19 protein-coding genes are annotated in these 18,697 nt (G+C 39.9%); 1 reads left to right on the plus strand and 18 read right to left on the minus strand.

Annotation, left to right across the window (positions count from 1 at the left end; all coding sequences use genetic code 11):
- Window positions 1-389: SIR2 family NAD-dependent protein deacylase (locus BUB35_RS13410; RefSeq protein WP_330391214.1), on the minus strand; the 389-nt coding region annotated here is incomplete at its 3' end.
- 2 nt (window positions 390-391) lie between these two features.
- Window positions 392-1,018: a 4Fe-4S binding protein gene (locus tag BUB35_RS13415; RefSeq protein ID WP_072852547.1), complete on the minus strand. Its 627-nt coding sequence runs from the start codon at window positions 1,016-1,018 to the stop codon at window positions 392-394.
- Window positions 1,019-1,126: 108 nt separating this feature from the next.
- Here BUB35_RS13415 and BUB35_RS13420 point away from each other — a divergent pair, with 108 nt between their 5' ends.
- The gene (locus BUB35_RS13420; RefSeq protein WP_072852549.1) at window positions 1,127-1,447 is read left to right on the plus strand and encodes a winged helix-turn-helix transcriptional regulator; all 321 of its coding nucleotides are present in this window, start codon (window positions 1,127-1,129) and stop codon (window positions 1,445-1,447) included.
- 17 nt (window positions 1,448-1,464) lie between these two features.
- Here the strand turns inward: BUB35_RS13420 and BUB35_RS13425 are convergent, their stop codons facing one another.
- From BUB35_RS13425 to BUB35_RS13505, 16 genes are all read right to left on the minus strand, one after another.
- Window positions 1,465-1,773 carry a winged helix-turn-helix transcriptional regulator gene (locus tag BUB35_RS13425; RefSeq protein WP_072852551.1) on the minus strand — a complete coding sequence of 103 codons (309 nt, stop codon included), beginning with the start codon at window positions 1,771-1,773 and terminating at the stop codon, window positions 1,465-1,467.
- Window positions 1,774-1,832: 59 nt separating this feature from the next.
- Window positions 1,833-2,234: a pyridoxamine 5'-phosphate oxidase family protein gene (locus BUB35_RS13430; protein ID WP_072852553.1), complete on the minus strand. Its 402-nt coding sequence runs from the start codon at window positions 2,232-2,234 to the stop codon at window positions 1,833-1,835.
- Window positions 2,235-2,253: 19 nt separating this feature from the next.
- Window positions 2,254-3,339 carry a nuclear transport factor 2 family protein gene (locus BUB35_RS13435; protein WP_159432893.1) on the minus strand — a complete coding sequence of 362 codons (1,086 nt, stop codon included), beginning with the start codon at window positions 3,337-3,339 and terminating at the stop codon, window positions 2,254-2,256.
- 213 nt (window positions 3,340-3,552) lie between these two features.
- Window positions 3,553-3,687 (minus strand): DUF3852 family protein, encoded by a 135-nt coding sequence (locus BUB35_RS13445; RefSeq protein ID WP_084730699.1) that lies wholly within the window; start codon window positions 3,685-3,687, stop codon window positions 3,553-3,555.
- Window positions 3,688-3,762: 75 nt separating this feature from the next.
- On the minus strand, window positions 3,763-5,580 hold the full coding sequence (locus BUB35_RS13450) for a reverse transcriptase domain-containing protein (RefSeq protein WP_072852555.1): 1,818 nt from the start codon (window positions 5,578-5,580) through the stop codon (window positions 3,763-3,765).
- Between the two features lie 580 nt (window positions 5,581-6,160).
- Complete coding sequence (locus BUB35_RS13455) at window positions 6,161-6,424, minus strand: DUF3852 family protein (RefSeq protein ID WP_242949259.1); 264 nt, start codon at window positions 6,422-6,424, stop codon at window positions 6,161-6,163.
- Window positions 6,425-6,512: 88 nt separating this feature from the next.
- The gene (locus BUB35_RS13460) at window positions 6,513-12,014 is read right to left on the minus strand and encodes a SpaA isopeptide-forming pilin-related protein (RefSeq protein ID WP_072852557.1); all 5,502 of its coding nucleotides are present in this window, start codon (window positions 12,012-12,014) and stop codon (window positions 6,513-6,515) included.
- Window positions 12,015-12,110: 96 nt separating this feature from the next.
- Entirely contained in the window at window positions 12,111-12,869 is a 759-nt protein-coding gene (locus tag BUB35_RS13465; RefSeq protein WP_072852559.1) for a CHAP domain-containing protein, read from the minus strand.
- Window positions 12,870-12,949: 80 nt separating this feature from the next.
- Window positions 12,950-13,807, minus strand: a complete 858-nt coding sequence (locus BUB35_RS13470) for a class D sortase (protein ID WP_072852561.1) — start codon at window positions 13,805-13,807, stop codon at window positions 12,950-12,952.
- Window positions 13,797-14,966 carry a hypothetical protein gene (locus BUB35_RS13475; RefSeq protein ID WP_072852571.1) on the minus strand — a complete coding sequence of 390 codons (1,170 nt, stop codon included), beginning with the start codon at window positions 14,964-14,966 and terminating at the stop codon, window positions 13,797-13,799. Before BUB35_RS13475 ends, BUB35_RS13470 begins: the two co-directional genes overlap by 11 nt.
- An 81-nt stretch (window positions 14,967-15,047) precedes the next feature.
- Window positions 15,048-15,356, minus strand: a complete 309-nt coding sequence (locus BUB35_RS13480; protein ID WP_072852572.1) for a hypothetical protein — start codon at window positions 15,354-15,356, stop codon at window positions 15,048-15,050.
- A gap of 15 nt (window positions 15,357-15,371) precedes the next feature.
- Window positions 15,372-16,334, minus strand: a complete 963-nt coding sequence (locus BUB35_RS13485; RefSeq protein WP_072852574.1) for a DNA adenine methylase — start codon at window positions 16,332-16,334, stop codon at window positions 15,372-15,374.
- A 50-nt stretch (window positions 16,335-16,384) separates the two neighbouring features.
- Entirely contained in the window at window positions 16,385-17,299 is a 915-nt protein-coding gene (locus BUB35_RS13490) for a glycoside hydrolase family 25 protein (RefSeq protein ID WP_242949260.1), read from the minus strand.
- A 43-nt stretch (window positions 17,300-17,342) separates the two neighbouring features.
- Complete coding sequence (locus BUB35_RS13495) at window positions 17,343-17,681, minus strand: hypothetical protein (RefSeq protein WP_002567407.1); 339 nt, start codon at window positions 17,679-17,681, stop codon at window positions 17,343-17,345.
- A 52-nt stretch (window positions 17,682-17,733) separates the two neighbouring features.
- Window positions 17,734-18,399, minus strand: coding sequence for a hypothetical protein (locus tag BUB35_RS13500; protein WP_072852578.1), 666 nt, complete (start codon window positions 18,397-18,399; stop codon window positions 17,734-17,736).
- A gap of 2 nt (window positions 18,400-18,401) precedes the next feature.
- The coding region (locus tag BUB35_RS13505; protein ID WP_200777615.1) for a DNA cytosine methyltransferase at window positions 18,402-18,697 on the minus strand (296 nt) is incomplete at its 5' end.

Raw genomic sequence — 18,697 nt, forward strand, 5'->3', positions numbered from 1 at the left:
TCAAAACCGCATAACTGAAATTGATGATCCACATTCGTAGTCAAGACAAAATAGTCTTTTCCACTTATTAATTCTAATAAATCTAAATATGGTTTCCCCTTTTCTACATCATACCTGTTCACATAAATATGCCTGCTCCAATACGCCCACTTTTCTTCCTGTGTTGGAAATGGATAAAAACCTGCTGAGTACATATCTTTCAGCCCATATTGTTGAATGAAAGATTCAAAATTCTCTTCAAATCTTTTGCCGCTATAAGTAAATCCTGCTGCTGTAGATAGTCCAGAACCTGCACCAATGACAATATGTTCTGCTGACTCAATCAGCTGTTTTAGATGTTCAATTTTTTCATCAAATGTAAGATTTTGTTTTATATTACATGCTCTCATTTTCACAGTCTCCTCTCAACAGCTCCAAAAGGACAAACATCATAACAATTTCCACAATGCAGGCAGTTCTCCTGATGGATCATAACAGGTTTTACACTGATATCTATACACTTCTGTGGGCAGTTAGCGTAGCATATTTTGCATCCACGACATTTATTTGTTACAAAATATCCCTTTGGGCTCGCTTTTCCATTGCCGATTGAAAATGTATCTCGAAAAATCGGCACAGAAGACAAATCGAAAAACTCGCCTTCTCCTTCATAAAGCCAAAACACCTCAAGTGCGGCTCTGCTTTTTTCTGTGGGATATATTTTTTCCATATATAAATTTTCTCTAAACACTTCATCTAAACGGCTTTGACCAATACTTTTAATTTTTCCTTGTACTGTAATTGATTTTTTGCTCAGAGAATCTTTGCCATTTGTCATGGCACTGATAGAAACATATTTTTGTGCCATCAGCTGATGATAAAATGCTTTTCCCTTTGCGGTAATAAAATAAATGCCTGTTTCGTCCGCAAGCATAATATCAATTACCCTTGTGCATGGAAGTCCATTTTCACCAATAGTCGCAAAGACGGCTGAATGTATTTCATTTTTCAGTATGGTTAAATAATCTATTGTTTTCATTTTTTCATCTCCATGAATTTCTTGACAGTTTTTTTCTCAATAGTATAATTAAGTATATACAGCTTATTTGATACTATTGTGTAATTATAAAACAAAGGATGTGATTTTATGCCGAAAGAGGTACCAGCCTGCCCCGTAGAAATGACGTTACAGTTAATCGGAAATAAGTGGAAAGTACTCATTATCCGCGATCTTCTGGAAGGAACAAAACGCTTCAACGAGCTGATGCATTCCGTAACAGGAATTACTCAGAAAGTGCTTACAAGCAATCTTCGTTCCATGGAAGAAACAGGTCTTTTAACAAGAAAAGTATATCCAGAAGTCCCTCCAAGAGTGGAATATACCCTTACAGAAACAGGCTATAGTTTAAAGCCTATTTTAGACTCTATGGTTATGTGGGGTACAGAATACAAAAAGAACTTTGTATAATACGGAAAACACAGCAGTTAATTTTTCTGCTGTGTTTTATATTTTTCTCCCCAATCTGCCATTGCCAGAATAACAGGTTTAAAACTTTTTCCCAGCTCTGTGGGCAAAACGTTCCTTCCGCATGTAATCAACCCATTTTTCAGCAGAGTATCCAAAGTTTTTTGATATGTTTTTTCTGACATTGCCGTCATTTTGATCAATTCACATTTTTCCAAAACACCTAAAAGTATATAACCCAATAAAATGATGCTATCTCTGTTTTTTAAAAACAGCATCGTTGTTTCAACAGGACATTTTGGAAGCTTTTTATATGCCATGTCATTCATTTTGTTTCCTCTTTTACTCTATAAGGGCAGTATAATCAATATACTGCCCTTTCTTTTGATTATAACTGGTATGTTTTTGGAGGGTTCCCAGAAAAATCAGCAATGACTGCTTTTGTATCTTCCAGATAGAAAACTTCAAAAATTGGGTTATCTGCTGTGTGGTACTGTCCTTTCACAATAGGATTTGCCATACATCCTTCTTTGACTTCCATATTGTTCTCAAATACCGCTTTGCCGCTGAGCCTAATCCAAGCATATTCAGGACTGGAAACCGAAATCTCAATATATGGATTTTCCTGCATATCTTTATACACTTCTTTTGTATGGTTTGTACAGAACCATAATTTTCCGTCTTTCTCGAAACAGAACATAAATGGTCTGCATTTTGCCTTTCCATCTCTGCCCACTGTAGCAAGATACTGTACTGGATTTGCCTGTAAAAATTCTACAACTTCTTTCATATTCTTTACCTCCTAAAAATTAAAATTTACCATTTTCGTTTGCCCATGTGGAAGGGTCTGCAATTGTTTCCATTACATCCCAGTGCTCAGCGATCTTACCGTCTTCAACTCTCCAAAGGTCATAATAGCTGGTCGGAGCACCGCCGAAAGTACCTTCACTAACTGCCAAAACATAATTGCCTTGTGCAAGAACCATGTGTGTTTCATCATAAATCATTTCGATTCCCTGTTCAGCAAGAGCTGCTAAGGCTTCATTTAATCCGGAAACACCATCTGCAATACCAGTATTATGCTGAATGTAAGTATCACCATCAAAGTACTCTGGAGTTTTTTCAAGATTATTCCCCTGCATTACATCATAAAGGAAGTTTTTCACAAGAGTTCTGTTTTCCTCTGTTTTATCCAAATCTTTTAACTCCATTGCACCATCGATCTGCGTATGTCCTGAAGGATTTGGCTCAGCTAATGAAGCGAGGTTGTCCCAATGTTCCGCAATTTTTCCATTTTCGTCAAATCTGAAAATATCAAAAGCTACCTGTTCTCCAGCACCTGCAAAATTATAAACTGTCTGCAGGAATACATAATCTCCATCTTCAAAGGCACGAATATTATTTACCGTTGTTTCTTCTGGTGCGGAAGCAAGATAACGAATAGAATCTTTAAATGCTTCTCTTCCGGTGCCATATGCCAGATTGTGCTGAATATATCCTTCTGCCATTAATTCATCAGCCACAGTTGTATCTCCGCTTGCAAAGCTGTTAATCAAAGCAAGGGCTTTTTCTGTTTGGCTCATTTCTGCTTCTTCGTTATTTCCTGTAACATACTGACTAATGAATTCTGTTGAAACCATCGTTCTGTTATTTACAATCGTTGTTTCTGCGTTTATTTCCTGACCATCAACGATCACTTTTCCACTTCCAACAGTAAAGCTGATTGTTTTTCCATCAACCTCAGCGGTCACACTTCTGTTCTGGCTATTCCACGCTACTGTACCCCCTCTATCTTCGACTGCTTTTCGAAATTCCACAGTGGTATCAGCAAGTGCTGTACTAGCAGTAAATGCGCTGATTAGTGCGGCTGTTAAAATAACAGTGTTCTTTTTCATTTTCTTTTCCTCCTTAAAAATATTGCTGATTCTTTGCATTTCTTTTTTCTTACAGGTTCATCATAATCGAAAGAAAAGAATAAGAAAAGTACGCACTTTCAAGTGCTATGATTACCACGATGATACTATTGGACAGTTTCTAAAAGGATACCTTTTTGATATTTCAATGATTTCAGAACATTTGTGCTCAGAAAAATTTTTTCATAATTTTTTTCAAATTCCAAGAATATTCCAGATATAAGTCGGTGCTGTAATGGCAAACACCAGACCAAAGAACAGGATTGCCACTGGCGCGAAATCAAATTCGCCATGTTTTTTGTGTAGGCTAAGTGCCCGACGCCTTGTCATATTACTATGATAGGTTTTCCAACACTCGCCCCCGAACCGTACGTACACCTCTCAATGTATACGGCTCTCCATTTGTTATTTCAGTCTGCCTAGATGCAAGTCAGTATGGCATTGTCTGCACAATGCCATTGTCTTTCTGTTTCTTGCAATCATAAAAGCTTCCCATCGACTTTTGCCTTTTAAATCCTTTAGTTTGCGAATATGATGTATTTCAATCATTCCGTCTTCTCTGCCACAATATTCACATTTACCGGCTTCAAGCCTTTGTTTTAAACTTGTTTTCGCCGTATACATGATTGTTTTTGGAATAATATCCACTTTTTCCGAGTACTTTAATTTCTTTCGTGCATATCCTCCATTGTAAAACAGACGTGTTTTTATATTTCCTTTTTTGTCCTTGTATCGCACTCCAAAACCTTTGCCTATACGCATTTTCTGTGTAATTTTTCGTACGGAAGTCCTGTACTTGGTAGCATACGTTTTGAACATACTATACTGCATAATGTACCCAAATGAACTTACGATTGATGAATTGTTTGCCAAACTATAGTAATTTCTGAAACCTCGAATTTCACTGTTATACTGCTCTAATATTTCAAGGTCATCATTATTTTTAAGGTAATACCTTGCTTTAGGTTTAAAATTTTCTTTTCCATATACAGTAGTTTCAATGCTCATAGCCTTATATTCCAGAAGTTTATCTCTTATAGTTTGCATAGATACTGATAAACAAACGGAACCACTCAAGTTTCTAGATTTTGTTCCATTTTTATTTGTTGTAACCGCATTTGTTTTTCTTACATAAATCTCATATCCTAAAAATTTTGCTTTGTCAGATGAATTTGTTATTAACGTTTTTTCTTCTGAAAGTTCTAATTTCAAACTGTTTTTGAGATACTCTGCTATTTTGCTTTTCAGACTTTTTGCATCTTCTTTACTGCCTATCACACCAACAATAAAGTCATCTGCATATCGAATATATTGCAAACGTTTAAAATCATTGTCCATTGGGTCACTATATGGTGTTTGATATTTCTGTTTTTGAATTTCTGCTATTTTCTGCAAAATTTCTTGTCGTTCGCTCTCATCTGTTGTTACATGAAGCTTTCTTCTAAGTCTTTGTAAATGACTTTGAAATATAATTGCTTGTGGCAACTTTTTTCTACCTTCTCCTTTGTCAAATTCAGATTTTAGTTCCTGCATATATTTATCAAATTCATCAAGATATATATTAGCAAGTATTGGGCTGATAATCCCACCTTGTGGTGTGCCGGAGTAGCTGTTATGATATTGCCATTCCTCCAAATATCCTGCTCTGAAAAATTTATTTATCAATCGCAAAAACTTTTCATCTTTTATTCTTTTTGACAAAATACCTATCATTATTTTATGGTCGATGTTATCAAAAAAACCTTTTATGTCTCCTTCGATAAACCATTTTGCTCCTGTGAATGATTTTTGTATGGCATTTAAAGCTGTATGACAACTTTTGTTTGGTCTAAAACCATGAGATGATTTTTCAAAATATCCCTCGTAGATTGTCTGTAATATCATTCTTATCATTTCCTGTATGAGTTTATCATCAAATGACGGTATGCCAAGCGGTCGCATTTTCCCATTTTTCTTTGGAATATATGTCCTTCTTGACGGATTAGGTTGATATTTTTCAGATTTTAGGCTTTCAATAAGTTTATCAATTCTTTCTAAACTCATTGCGTCGATTGTTTTACCGTCTGTTCCTTTTGTCATATTACCTTCACTTGCATATATATTTTGATATGCAAGCAAGTAAAAGTCACGATTATATAAATTTCTGTATAATCGTTCATAAGTATATGATTTTTCAGAACTATGTTGTTGCAAACTGTTTAACACATTGATTGGATTTCTCATAATGTATCACACACTATCCTTTCTTTCATGTTAAAATAACAAACTGCCACCCTTCGCCACGTACAAGGCTTTCCCTTGCTCAAACTACTACGGTGGCTCCGTTGCCGTACCGAATATTCAGTGTCATCTCTCTTGCTTTTTACACTTGAGATTTATCCCCTAATGGCATTACACATAGCCAAATCATTGGCATTTCGGGTTAGGCAATCTCCATTTAACTAACTAATAATAGCGTGAATGATTGTCGGATACCGTTTTCGCCTTTTAATGTTTATACATTTTGGTTGCATATAGCTTTGGCTGTATCTACTCGACTAACATAGTACAGATATGCAATAAAACACCCATAGTTATCTTGTGTTTCAGCTCCTACACAAGCCCATCAGACTGCGGTTCAAGTAGTTTAACTTTTATCCTTATATCACTCTTTTCATCTTGCCATTCAGTCGTGAGATGATAACTTCTCAACTTATGACGTTACCGACGTGCTATGTTCCTTGTTATTGATTTCTCTCACAAGTAAGTCGGTTGATGACAGACATTAAAGCACAAGTCTGTTAGGTTGCTAAACCTACAATTATTAGATAGCCTTTATGGACGCACAGTCAAAGTAAGCCATAGCTAATTTGACAAAAAGCAGGATTGCTAGCACACAGTCCACCACTGGAAAGATAACGTTATTTGTTACGGTTTTGATCTGACCGGCTGCTGTTTTCCAAGTGCTTTCAATGGCTGTGGAAACCTGACCACTGTCCGGTGCAGCAAATACTGGCGGTGCAAATATAATCACTGCCATAAGCACAACCATTGTCAGCAAAAATACCCTTTTCCATCTTACTGCCATCGTTTTTCTCTCCCTTCATTAGAAAAGGGGCAGCCTAAAGACTGCCCCATATTTCTCAAAACTGTTTTATTTTCTTGTAGTTTTTTCATTAATAACCTGTCTTTGGAAGTGTTACCGGCTGTGTATTTATTGTCCATACGGTTGTATTCCAGCTGGTCTTTGCACTTTCCCATTCATTGCCGTATCTGCCGCCAACATCGGCTCTGTTTGTAATCCTATAGTCTTTTGGCATATTCGGCATCACCTGACAGAATACAGACATATTTTCAAGCATCTTGAAGCCAGGACTTGCCTGTGGGAATTCCAGACGCACGTCTGTTACATATTCTCCATTCGCCAAGCCAAGGACATTTGGATGGAGGCTGTATTCATAATTATTCTTTGTCAAAAGATTTTCCGCAAGCACACGATAATCCCTGTAGTTTGTTTTATAAGTGATCTTATAATACATTCTTTCGGAATATGTGCCTGTGACGATCTTCAAAGCTCTTGTGGCATCTGTTGGAATCCTGTCATGGATATAGAAGTTTTCCAAAGTGCCGGTGGAGCCGTTCTGCACTTCATAAATGTCATACTGGATGGTCTGTCCAGGAGATGCGGCGTTTGGTCCTTTTTTCTGAATGGTCAAGTTCAAAGAAATGCTGCTGTTCAGCACTTCAAATCTGACGATATCGCCGTTGTGCCTGATTTCTGCCAAAAGTGTTTTATCATTTAAAGCGTAATATCTTGGTGCTGATACTTCTTTAATGGTATAGACACCTACTGGTAAACCTTTCGATGCGGCAACACCATTGCTTCCAGAAGAAATCTTATCTACCAAATTTCCTGTAGTGTTATAGATTTCAAATACTGCGCCGGACAATGGTGAACCAGCAGGAAGACCTGTGAGTTCATTGAACTCAGCAGAACGTTTTGTAATGACGATCTGACCGACTTCCGGTGTATTCTCCCACTCGATTTCTGTTGTTCTGCCTTTCTGCACATAGAATGTTTTCTCGCTGTTATCGGAGATATAGCCTTCTGCAGGCTCTAATTCTCTGAGTTTGTACTTGCCTTCCGGCAATTCTTTTCTGATCCAGATATAGCCTTCATCATCTGTTTCAAACTGACCGATAGGTTCATTGTCACTGTCATATAACAGGAACTTTACTCCTGGAATGCCTTCTCCTGTGACAGAGTCAATCTTATGAATCAATACAGAAGACATTGGATCATTTTCCACTTTTAATGTTGTACTTTTGCCATCTTTGATTTCCACTTCTTTGGCTTCGCTGTCTAGGATATAGCCTTTGGCTTCTTTTGTTTCCTTTACCAAGTATGTGCCTTCTTCCAGCCCTTCAATGACAATCAAGCCGGATTCATCTGTTTCAAAATATCCAATCTGCTCGCCGTTGAATTTCGTCACAAGGAATTCCACACCTTCAATAGGATCTCCGGTCCTGCTGTTGGTTTTCTCAATAACCAAACCAGAATACGGCTGATTTTCCACTTCCACAATGGTCTGCTTTCCAGACTTAACCTCAACCGTTTTCGGTTCTTTGTCCCAGTGATAATTCTCCAAACCTTCTGTTTCTGTTACAGTATAGTAACCGTCCTCAAGGTTTGAAATATAAATCATACCTTCTTTGTCAGTTTTAAATGTTCCTATTTTCTCGCCATTCATTTTAGAAACTGAGAATGACACACCTTCAAGTGGTTCCCCGGTTTCGGAGTCTGTTTTTACGATTTTAATTCCTGAAAGCGGTTTGTTTTCAAATGTTACCACCGTTGGCACGTTTGTTTTTACTTCAACGGTTTTTGGTGTTTCATCCAGGATATAGCCCTCCGGTGCTTTTGTTTCTCTTACTACATACCAATCCGGATCAAGTGTGGGAAGCAGAATGGTACCAGTATTATCTGTAGTGTACTCACCTACGTGTTCCCCGTTTTGCTTTTCTACAACAAACTTTGCTCCAACAAGCGGTTCACTGCTGATTGCATCTACTTTTTTAACAACAAGAGAAGTCATTTTCTTGTTTGTAAACTCCAATGTATATGTTTTTCCAAAGTCAATTTCAATGGTTTTGGACTGTTCTTCCAGCACATATCCATCCGGGGCTTTTACTTCTTCTACAATATAACTTCCTTTTTCTAAGTTTGATATTGTGATGGAACCGTTGCTGTCTGTTGTAAATATGCCGTTATTTGTTCCTACAACAGCACCTTTTGAAGTAGTTACTTGAAACTGCGCACCTGAAAGTGGATTGCCGTTATCAGCGTCTTTCTTCAAAATCACAAGAGAGCCCATCGGCTGATTTTGGAACTGTACTTTATACGTTCCGCCATCTGTTCCGATTTGGATGGTCTGCGGCTCTGTGTCTTTTACATAACCTTCCGGTGCTTCTGTTTCTGTCACTACATAGCTATCTGGTTTTAAGTTTGGAATGAGTATTTCGCCATTGTTGTCTGTGGTGAATACGCCATTTCCTGTTCCTACAGCTGTTCCATCGCCTGTTGTTACCTTAAACTTAGCATTTGATAAAGGTTTGTTTGTTACTGCATCAACCTTTGTAATCAATAAGGAGCCATAAGGGTAGTTGGCAAATGTCACTTCCACCACGGATGTTCCGTCTGCTTTTAACCAAGCCTGCTGCTTACTGTTTTCGGAAATAAGATAGTTTGTCGGAGCCTGTACTTCCTCAATAAGGTAAGCACCGGCTTCCAATCCTGTAATAACAATAATACCTGAGCTGTCTGTGGTATATCTGCCGATGATAGTGCCAGAATTACCAGAAATATCTTCAGATACCTTGCGTACTTCAAAAGCTGCACCTTCCAACATTTCAGATGTAATGGCGTCTGTTTTCTTGATGACAAGGCTGTTCAATGGATAGTTTGGAATTTCTTCTCCAATATAGTCGTTGCCAGATGTCACAGTTACTTTACTTTGAGAAGCCGTGTTGCCTGTTCCCGATGACGGTGTCTGCGAATCCACGCTGCCTGCTGTTAGATAGGCGTTTTCTCCTGGTGCGAGGTATTTTCGAGTAACAGGATTTGAAGGAAGGCTCATGCCCTGTGCAGGTCTTGTTTCTGTAATGATATACCATCCAGGGTTCACATCTTCCAGAATAATCTGACCGTTTTCATCCGTTTTGTAAGTGCCAAGTGGCACTACACCGCCGTTTTCTCCCTCAAACTCAATTTTGAATGTGGTATTTGGCACTGGTTTTTCTGTCAATGCATTTGTTTTTGTGATAATGAGATCCGGCTTTCTTGTGTTTTCATATACAAGCTGCTTGCTGTCACCTGCGGATAATTCAATTTCTTTATGCTGTGTATCAAGAATATATCCATCTGGTGCAGTAATTTCCTCAACAGTGTAAATGCCTTCCGGCAGATCCTGGATGGTAATTTTTCCGTTTTCATCTGTCATATATTCACTGACGGTATCATCTTCTGTTTTTGTGATTTTGAACTTAGCGTTTGCCAAAGGTTCCTCTGTTTTGGCATCTACTTTGATAATCTCCAAAGCCGGTTTTCTGGTGTCGGAGAATACAAGGGTCTTTGTCTTTCCCCATTCCAAAGCAATGTCCTTATGGCTGTCCGGATCAATGGCATAGCCGTCAGGTGCTTCTATTTCTTCCACTGTATAAACGGCTTCATCCAGGTCATGGATTACAACTGTTCCTGTTTCGTCCGTTACATACTCACTGACGGTTTTGTCTTCTGATTTCTGCACCTTGAATTTAGCACCTGCAAGTGGTTCTCCTGTTTCTGCGTCAATTTTCATAATCTGGAGGGAAGGGCGCAAACGATTGTCGAATTTCACTTCTACGCATTTGCCGCCTTCCAGATAAACATCTTTGCTTTCTGTTGAAATCAGGTAGCCTTTTGGCGGTGCAATTTCTGTAATGGTGTACCAGCCTTCTTCTAAGCCTTCCACCTTGATTTTGCCTTCTTTATCTGTCATTCCTTCATACACGATAGAACCGCCTTTTTTGGCAACAGAGAATTCCGCGTTTTCCAAAGGGAATCCTGTATCTTCGTCATATTTTTTGATGACAATACCAGGTTTCGCTTTGTCTTTTAGTGTGACTGCAGCTGTTTTTCCCGGTTCCAGCTTAATTGTCATTGGTTCTTCATTCAACAAATAGCCTTCTGGTGCCACAATCTCCGTTACGGTATAGGTGCCGCTTTTCATATTAGTTAGTGTCGCTTTGCCGGAAGCGTTGGTATATACATCCCAGGAATCGGAGCCGTCATCCAGTGCAACCCTGATTGTAGCACCTGCAAGTGTTTCCCCTGTATCCGCATCAACTTTCGTAATCTCAAGCTGTGCCATTTCCTCATTGGCAAATGTCACCACTGTAGGCTCTTCTGCATCCACAATCTCTACATCTTTATGATTATCTTCATCCAATACATAGCCAACAGGCGGCACTTCCTCTGTGACAGATACGGTGCCTGTTAAATCCGGAATCAGGATTTCGCCGTTTTCATCGGTTACATAATGACCAATGGTTTTGCCGTCAATTTCAACTTTAAATACGGCGCCTGCTAAACCTTCTCTGGTCCCTTTCTTTACTTTCAAAATCTGTAAGCCTGGGCTTGGTTCAGGCACCTGCGGATTATCTGGATCATCTGGTTCTCCAGGAACGACAGTTCCGGTTGTGGAATAGGTCAAATCCACCCAGGAATCTCCGTTATAGCTTGGAAGTGGTGCTACATAATAATCCTGCTTATTGGCATCATGCGAAATTCCAAAAAGCACGGATTTATTTTCTAATTTGCCTTTTACCAATACACGAAAGCTGCCGCTGTTTTCTGCGGTATCCTTTGGAATCAATACTTTAAATGTTGTTTCTGTGCCTTCAAAGCTGTCCTTTGGTGTGTTGTTCACATCGGTTACGATTGTTCCTTCCGGCACATCCCCATCAATCACCACACGATAGCTGCGGATATCCACATTGGATTTTAAGGTATATTCCTGAGAAAGATAATTCTCATCCTTATCATCTGTATCTACTGTCTGGTTCTTTGGGTTGATGGCAAGCCATGACTTATATACATACTGGTTTGCCCTGCCTTTGGCTACCAAATCCTTCATGGCTTTTTCTACATGTGCGTTCTGGCTGCCATTGGCTTTCCAGTCATCTAAGTTGCTGTAATTATCATGAACCACTGCCCATACTGCCATTTTTGTGGCATAGTAGGCTTCATACTCTGTATTTACACCCATTTCCTGCGGTGTTTTATAAGGATAGCCGTTTGTAATAACGCCCCAAACCGCAGGGTCTGTATCCAGCTGATCCACATCCACGTCGTATGACTTGCCTGCTAAATCTTCTACACCCGGTCGGTTTGGATTGGCACAGAATGCAGGATATTCCTTGCCGTCTTCTGCCTGATACACAATAACTGCCGGTGCGAAGTTATTGCTGTCAATGATGCCTTTCCATGTCAAAAGCTGTGCACCCTTGTCCTGTTTGACATAGAGATTTACTTTGTTCAGTGCATCTTCCATGGATGTACCGGCAAATGCCTGCACACCTGTTGTCAGAAGCAGAAAAGCTGACATAAGAAAAGCCGTAAATTTCTTCCATGCTGACATATGTTTTCCTCCTTTTCAATAAAAAAAGCTTTGCTCATACAGTCCGCATTTTTGCAGCTGTCTGTTTGCAAAGCCTTTGTTTGTTTATACTTTCATTTATTCTTTTACTTTCAGATATCCAGCCAGTTTCAGCTGGCTGTTTTCCAAGAATGTCTGGTAATCTTCTTTAATCACCATACCGTCTACGCCTGGTGTGTAAGCGTTTTTCACGGTATCTTTCTTGCCGTTGGCATCTGTGTAGTAGATATAAAGAGGATTTCCCTTTTCATCACGCTCCACATATTCGATGAAGCATACATGACCAGCCAGTCGATTGTCTGTCTTCGGCACATAGATGGCAATGGACTGTTCCGGTACAGATGATAGGTCTGTTACCACTTCCAGTGATGCATCCCACCTGCTGCTGTCCAGCCACTCTTTGGCGTATCCATGGATAGAAATATGGATGCCATGCACCTCCTCAAACCTTCCGCCTGCGTACCATGTACACTGACCATATCCGTAAGTGTAGTATGGAGATGTATATCTCAGTCTGCCTGTTTCATCTGCATACTGGATATTTGCTAACACCTCGCCTTCTTTGGGCGGTTCTGTCAATTTCACCGCTGTGGAAATATTCTTTGATTGCGCCTTATTTTCTTTGTTTTCTGCTGGACTTCCAAGACCCAGCTGCTGGCGCACTTCTTCCGGCATTTTCGCAGGATCGAATATCAATGTAATGACTTTCCTGCCGTTTTCGTCATAGCTCACCACCTTTTCTACATCGTCCCCAGCGTAGATGTGCTGTGCCAACGCTGGTACGGTACTGCTCATAGCCAGTATTGCTGTCATGACTGCTATCCATTTCTTTTTCATGTCCTTCACCTCATTCTGTTCATCCTGTATTCCACCTACCTTTCTTATATCGAAAAACCAGTTACACTGCAAGCAAAAGATTATTTCTGTACTGCCTGTACGCAAAGACGCTGATCAGGTACATCTTCCACACAGGTAATCAATGTCAGGCGGTTGTCACTGGTGTATTGAAGTTTTGACCAGTCTGTATCGGCAATCTTTGTAATGGATTTTACCACATAGGTTCTTGTGCCAAGTTTTGTGGTATAGGTCATTTCATCGCCAATATCCAGTTTTTTCAGTTTTCCAAAGTAGTCATTGGTACCTCTGTTATGTCCTACCAAACCGATATTTCCATTCCAGCAGGAAGTGGAAGCCAAATGTCCCACACCTTTTTTCATCGCTGTGAAGGTATCACCGTCATAGGCGGTTACAGTCAACCCAATTTCCGGAATCTTCAATACGCCAATGCTCCCATCGCTGTTTCGCACCTGCTCAATGGTTGTTAAGGGATACTGCAAAACTTCGTCATATACCTGTTCTGGAATCTCATTTGTCACATAGCCGTCTGAAGAAATATCTGCTGTGTAGCTTCCACTGGTACCCCCGCCATAGGCTGTACCTGTAATCAGACTGTTTGGACTTTGGGTATAAGGATTGATTGGTGCATTGGTTGGTGCGTATGTAGTATTGTTAATGGACGGCGTACTTGGCTCCACTACATTGGCACCATACTCTGAGTTATAGACTGTCTGCGGCGATACGTCATAAATATCCCTGAGATAATCCGGTATCTCTCCTTGGATATTGATATTGGATTTTCCCACAATGACAAACTCCTCCGGATTCTCTGTTTTGTAATTGTAGCTCAAATCCGAGTCAAGCGCATAAGCCGGCACGCAGAAGCCCACAGCAGAAAATAAAAACAAAAGCAGCAGCGTTCTCATTTTATTCCGCATCCAATACACCTCCCAAATCCAGTTCAAATCGATATTCTCCTTTTTTCTCATTGACTCTGTGCTTTACTGTCATGTCTTTATAGGTCACACTGATGTTCCTGCCGAAAAGTGCCTTTGTTGTTTTCTTGTCCAGTACAAACTGGAATACATTGCTTTGGATTAAGTCCTCAAACTCATTCAAATCAATGACAGGCTGTTTCGGATTGACATTCTGCCTTCCAATGCAGATATACTCTTTGTCAATGAGGTTATATACATCAGCCCCTTGTTTGTTTTTCAGATAAAGCAACAGCATAGCAATGGCACAGCCCAAAAGCAATACGGCAATCAAACCTGTCACTGCTTTTAATATTGGCGGCATTCCATTTTCTATCAGCTTTCCTGCGTAAGTAATGGTAAATGTTGCCGTATCTGCCGTTGTCTTTGTTACATTGCCTTTGTACCTTGCTGTGGACACATAGCCTGTAGGCACCTGAGAGCTGAATGTTTTTGAATAAGTAGCTACCGCCTTATACTCTGTAGGTACCAAAGTATCTCCAGCAAGAGATGTTCCCATCACCGTCCAGCTGACATCTGTTAAAGGCAGTGTATATCCGTCTTTTACTGTTGACTGGGCAACATAAGAAGGATCAGCATACATCAAGCCTGGATATTCCTTTGTGGCAGATACCGTATAATTCTTGGTGGTGTAGCCTGCTACCTCTGTGACGATGCTGCCCGTATCCAGTGTCAATGTACCTTGATATCCATCTTTGTCGTATGTTTTTGTTGCTGGAAAGAGTTTGATGACATCTTCCAGATTTTTGGAACCGCCTTCTGCCTTAGCGTCTTCTGTGACTTCTTTGGTGTCCTTATTCTCATTGAGCTGTTTATCCGCAGTGATATAACTGAACAAGAAATCTTCCAATACAAAGTCTTCTTCCACCAGCTGCTCCTGTGGTGTATCTGCTGGCAGATCATAAACCTTGACCAGATATTCCACACCGTCTATATTTTTCCTTTCTACGGAAACAGGCACAGGCAAAGAACTGTCAGCAGTTGATACTTCCTGCACAGCTGCTTCTTGAGCAGGCACCCCAGTTTCTGCAGGAGATCCCTCAACCGGCATAGGCAGAAGCAGTGATACTGCCGCAATCAGACACAAGATTGCTTTTTTCATAACATTCTCGCTCCTTTCCATATAAAATATAATTTTAAGCTGTTTAATTTGTCCTCAATATCCATTGCTTATCACCCCTTTTCAAAACAAAAAGCGAAGGACTTCGTCCAATACTTCATCCAAGGACTTTCCTTCGCTTAATAACTGCTTGATTCTGTTTTTGATCTGATCTTTTTCTTTTTCCGCATTCTCCTTTTCTTTTTGGATATCTTCCTGCAGTACTTCCACAGGGTTCTCCGCAGTCACTTCCGCCTTATTGATTAAAATAATCCCGCCCCTTCCTGTTATCTGCACCACATCCTCCTCATGAATTCCAACGAATTTTCTGAGTGCCACAGGCAGATAAATGGACCCCTTTGCACTTACAGTCTTAAAACAGTTTATTGTCATATAGGCACCTCCTTTTTATAGCAGTGTCAGCTGTTTTGGCTGGCTTTTTAATCTTAGTTCTGGATCGTAATTTGTAATTACAAGTTCTTTGAACATACCCCCTGGTGTATATTTCTGCGAAATACTGTTGAGTCGTTCAAAGGGCGTAATATAAAAATCCTTATACAGTTTACGAATAAACTCGCAGTCATTGTATGAAAGCATGAAAAAGCCTTCTATCTTTCCCAGCACTTCACGGAGCAGATAATGCTGTTCCAATGTAAACAGTTCCTCATACTGCTTTTCTGTTCCATAGTACGGAGGATCAAGATAAAAGAAAGTCATTGGACTGTCATACAAAGCGATGATGACCTCAAAACTTTTATTCTGTATGATCACGCCTTTGCCCGGATTTCCGCCAGCCATCAAAATCTCACTATCACTCTTCACGCCATTTTCATTCAGCCTGCGGTTGGCAAGCCATATGGTGCGGTATGTCTGGGCGATATTTACCGGCTGACCATTGAAGCTGTTTCCACCTGCCGCATAGCTGTAGCGGATCAGCTTATAAAATGTAGCTGCTCGCCTCACATCGCCCAGTTCAGCCTGTGTTGTGATCAGTTCTTTATACTCCCGAAAATCTATAGGGGAAAGATAAATCTTTGCCAGTGCCATTTCTTCTGTCTGATATGGCAGTGAAAAATCTTGCTTTCTATGCCAGTCCAGCATCAGATCAAACTCAGCTCTGCTGTTCAGCGGCAAAAAACCAAGCTCTTTTACAAAGCTCATGGGCTTATGTTTTACCACATGGAACATATTGGTCAAATTAGAATTGGCATCGTTATACACCTCGAACCTTTCCGGCTTTTTGGCGAAAAGCACCCAACCAGCACCACCGAATACTTCTACATATTTATCATAATGCGGTGGGAAACGTGCAATGAGGAACTCACGCATCAATCGTTTTCCACCAATCCATGGAATCATACTGTTTACCATATTTCATCGCCTCGTTTCTATGAGCCTTTATCCATTTTTATCCCTTCCTTTCACAGCTTCATTTCATAATCATCATCTTGCTCATTATTCTGGCTCTGGGTCTGGTTTGAAATATCTAAAGAAGTATCTTCTACATATATTCCTTTGATTATCTTTCCATTGTTGAATTTCATATGTGTTCGAGCTATCTTTGCGTAATCCAGATATGGCAAAGCTTCATCGGTAAATGAAACATCAAAAAGTTCATTTTCCACCAAAAACTCGCCTAACTGGCTTTCATTTTGGATGCCGTTTACCACGCAGACTTCCGGAAGATGTCCCATAAGATCAATCATTTCCTTTACATTTCTCGGCTCTTTTAATTGAAGTGTCAAATCATATACATGCTGCATATCCTCTGGCAGCTTATCAAACCTGCAAAACAGTTCGTTGAGCTGAAATACATCCATTTCTTCATTTGGCAGTTTTTCAAGTATTTCTCCTATGGTATATGTTTTTTCATTTTCGCAATAAACTCCATAAACCGTATGCCCACAGCTTTCAGGTAATTTATTGTCTACAAAAAAACCTTTCAAACCAATTCTACCGCATGGGAAATAGACGGTCATATACCTTTCTCTGTCTTCCACGTTTTTTCTTTTAAATTCCGCATAACCAAGAGCTTTATCTCTTTCTTCCTCGCTTAAGTTCGGCGGATAGCAGCTGTACCAGTTTTCCGTATACTGCCAGAAAGAATGGAAATCATGGTACTGTAGGTATAAAATACGATTTTTTGGATCATCCGCAATAATCTTCTCCAAGCGTTTCCAAAACCTGTCTTCCGCTTTTGGTCCGCCGCCATGCTCTGCTAAATCTTTGATGCTTTCCTGCAGTGCTTGCTCCACATCTTTTCTTAACTGATTTTGCTGTTTCTTATCTGGAAGCTGTATGCCTTCCACAATTCTTTTCTTCATTTGCTTTAACACTTCATTCAACGGCTACACCTCCTTTGCAATTTTTCTGCCTGCATCAAATCTCGTAAATGGCTTCTTCGAGGCTTTTGGGCTGCTGATCTTTTAGCTTCTTGCGATAAAGCATCAATTCATCTTCCGGCAATGCGGAAAGAAGACCGGCAAAAACATTCAGCTCAAAGATATTTGCTTTGCTGATCTCCAAAGAACACAAAAACTCCTGTGCTTCTTCCACATCACACTCTACATCTGAAATTTCGCAGTCATCCAACGATTCCATTTCTGCCTTCTGAAGAGCAATCCAGATTTCATTTTCTTCTACCGGAAGCACCAATCTGACACAAATATCTTTTTCCTCTTTTACCAACTTTTCACTTGCCACATACAAACGAATCATATAAAAATCCTCCTTAAAATAAGTAATAAAAAAACAGACCATCGGTCTGTTCTCAGCTTTGAATATGCTGCTGTGCTTGATCTTCAAAAACTTCTTCTGTCAGAATCATATATTCCTCTGGAACATTCACTCCGTCATAATAACCATATCTTTCCTGCTCCTTGTGACTATCACAGATACAACCATTCTCATCGACTTGCATCATGCCCGCATCTTTTGAAAGATTCATGGTATAAAGATAAATCTGCCCCACCTTTTTATAGTTCACAAATGATTTCATATCTTCTGGAACCGCAAAAAGATTGTTCTTTACAAGGTATTCTCCCAATTCCTGTTCGTTTCGAATAGATGGATCATAAGACACTTTATCAAAACCATAGGAAAGATTGATCATATCAGCAGCACTTTTCGGATGATGCATACACAATAAAGCATCATACATCTCATCCTGTTCTTCCTCAAGCAATTCCTCAAGTCTTGCTGCCAGATAGTTCAGCTCATTCAGATCAGCTTTGTCCCATTCCTGATATTCTCCACAGCTCCATGCGTAGAGCTCATGGATTCTGAAATCACTGATCAAAAGATCATCCATATCTCTGACGCCAGCTACTTCCAAATATCGTTTCATGGTTTCTGCATCTGCAGGAAGTCTGAGAGAAACATCCACCTCATTTTTCTTTTCAAAAAGTTGTTTACTGCAAAAAGTCACTTGAATCATATTTATTTTTCCCCTTTCCAATATTCCGCTATTTTTTCGCCTATGGCTCGCACCACAGGCACTGTGACTGCGTTTCCGATCTGTTTATACAGCTGTGCGTCTGAACATACGCTGGCTGCTCTTTCAAAGTATGCATCCGGTACCCCTTGCAGACGAAATGTTTCCAATGGTGTCAGTCTTCGGATACGGGAATCCAAAAGGATTCCATGAATGTCGGATGCCGTAAGTGTGAACATTTCCTCGTCTTCTTCTTTGATCCTCCTTCCGTTTTGTCTTGTTTTTTCTTTTCCTGGATTCA

Origin of the sequence: Anaerotignum lactatifermentans DSM 14214, from assembly GCF_900142265.1 — a bacterium.
Lineage (GTDB): Bacteria > Bacillota > Clostridia > Lachnospirales > Anaerotignaceae > Anaerotignum > Anaerotignum lactatifermentans.

Coding starts and splice junctions, on each gene's coding strand:
- BUB35_RS13415 (WP_072852547.1), bottom strand. CDS start 1,018: ATGAAAACAATAGATTATTTAACCATACTGAAAAATGAAATACATTCA.
- BUB35_RS13420 (WP_072852549.1), top strand. CDS start 1,127: ATGCCGAAAGAGGTACCAGCCTGCCCCGTAGAAATGACGTTACAGTTA.
- BUB35_RS13425 (WP_072852551.1), bottom strand. CDS start 1,773: ATGAATGACATGGCATATAAAAAGCTTCCAAAATGTCCTGTTGAAACA.
- BUB35_RS13430 (WP_072852553.1), bottom strand. CDS start 2,234: ATGAAAGAAGTTGTAGAATTTTTACAGGCAAATCCAGTACAGTATCTT.
- BUB35_RS13435 (WP_159432893.1), bottom strand. CDS start 3,339: ATGAAAAAGAACACTGTTATTTTAACAGCCGCACTAATCAGCGCATTT.
- BUB35_RS13445 (WP_084730699.1), bottom strand. CDS start 3,687: ATGACAAGGCGTCGGGCACTTAGCCTACACAAAAAACATGGCGAATTT.
- BUB35_RS13450 (WP_072852555.1), bottom strand. CDS start 5,580: ATGAGAAATCCAATCAATGTGTTAAACAGTTTGCAACAACATAGTTCT.
- BUB35_RS13455 (WP_242949259.1), bottom strand. CDS start 6,424: ATGGCAGTAAGATGGAAAAGGGTATTTTTGCTGACAATGGTTGTGCTT.
- BUB35_RS13460 (WP_072852557.1), bottom strand. CDS start 12,014: ATGTCAGCATGGAAGAAATTTACGGCTTTTCTTATGTCAGCTTTTCTG.
- BUB35_RS13465 (WP_072852559.1), bottom strand. CDS start 12,869: ATGAAAAAGAAATGGATAGCAGTCATGACAGCAATACTGGCTATGAGC.
- BUB35_RS13470 (WP_072852561.1), bottom strand. CDS start 13,807: ATGCGGAATAAAATGAGAACGCTGCTGCTTTTGTTTTTATTTTCTGCT.
- BUB35_RS13475 (WP_072852571.1), bottom strand. CDS start 14,966: ATGAAAAAAGCAATCTTGTGTCTGATTGCGGCAGTATCACTGCTTCTG.
- BUB35_RS13480 (WP_072852572.1), bottom strand. CDS start 15,356: ATGACAATAAACTGTTTTAAGACTGTAAGTGCAAAGGGGTCCATTTAT.
- BUB35_RS13485 (WP_072852574.1), bottom strand. CDS start 16,334: ATGGTAAACAGTATGATTCCATGGATTGGTGGAAAACGATTGATGCGT.
- BUB35_RS13495 (WP_002567407.1), bottom strand. CDS start 17,681: ATGATTCGTTTGTATGTGGCAAGTGAAAAGTTGGTAAAAGAGGAAAAA.
- BUB35_RS13500 (WP_072852578.1), bottom strand. CDS start 18,399: ATGATTCAAGTGACTTTTTGCAGTAAACAACTTTTTGAAAAGAAAAAT.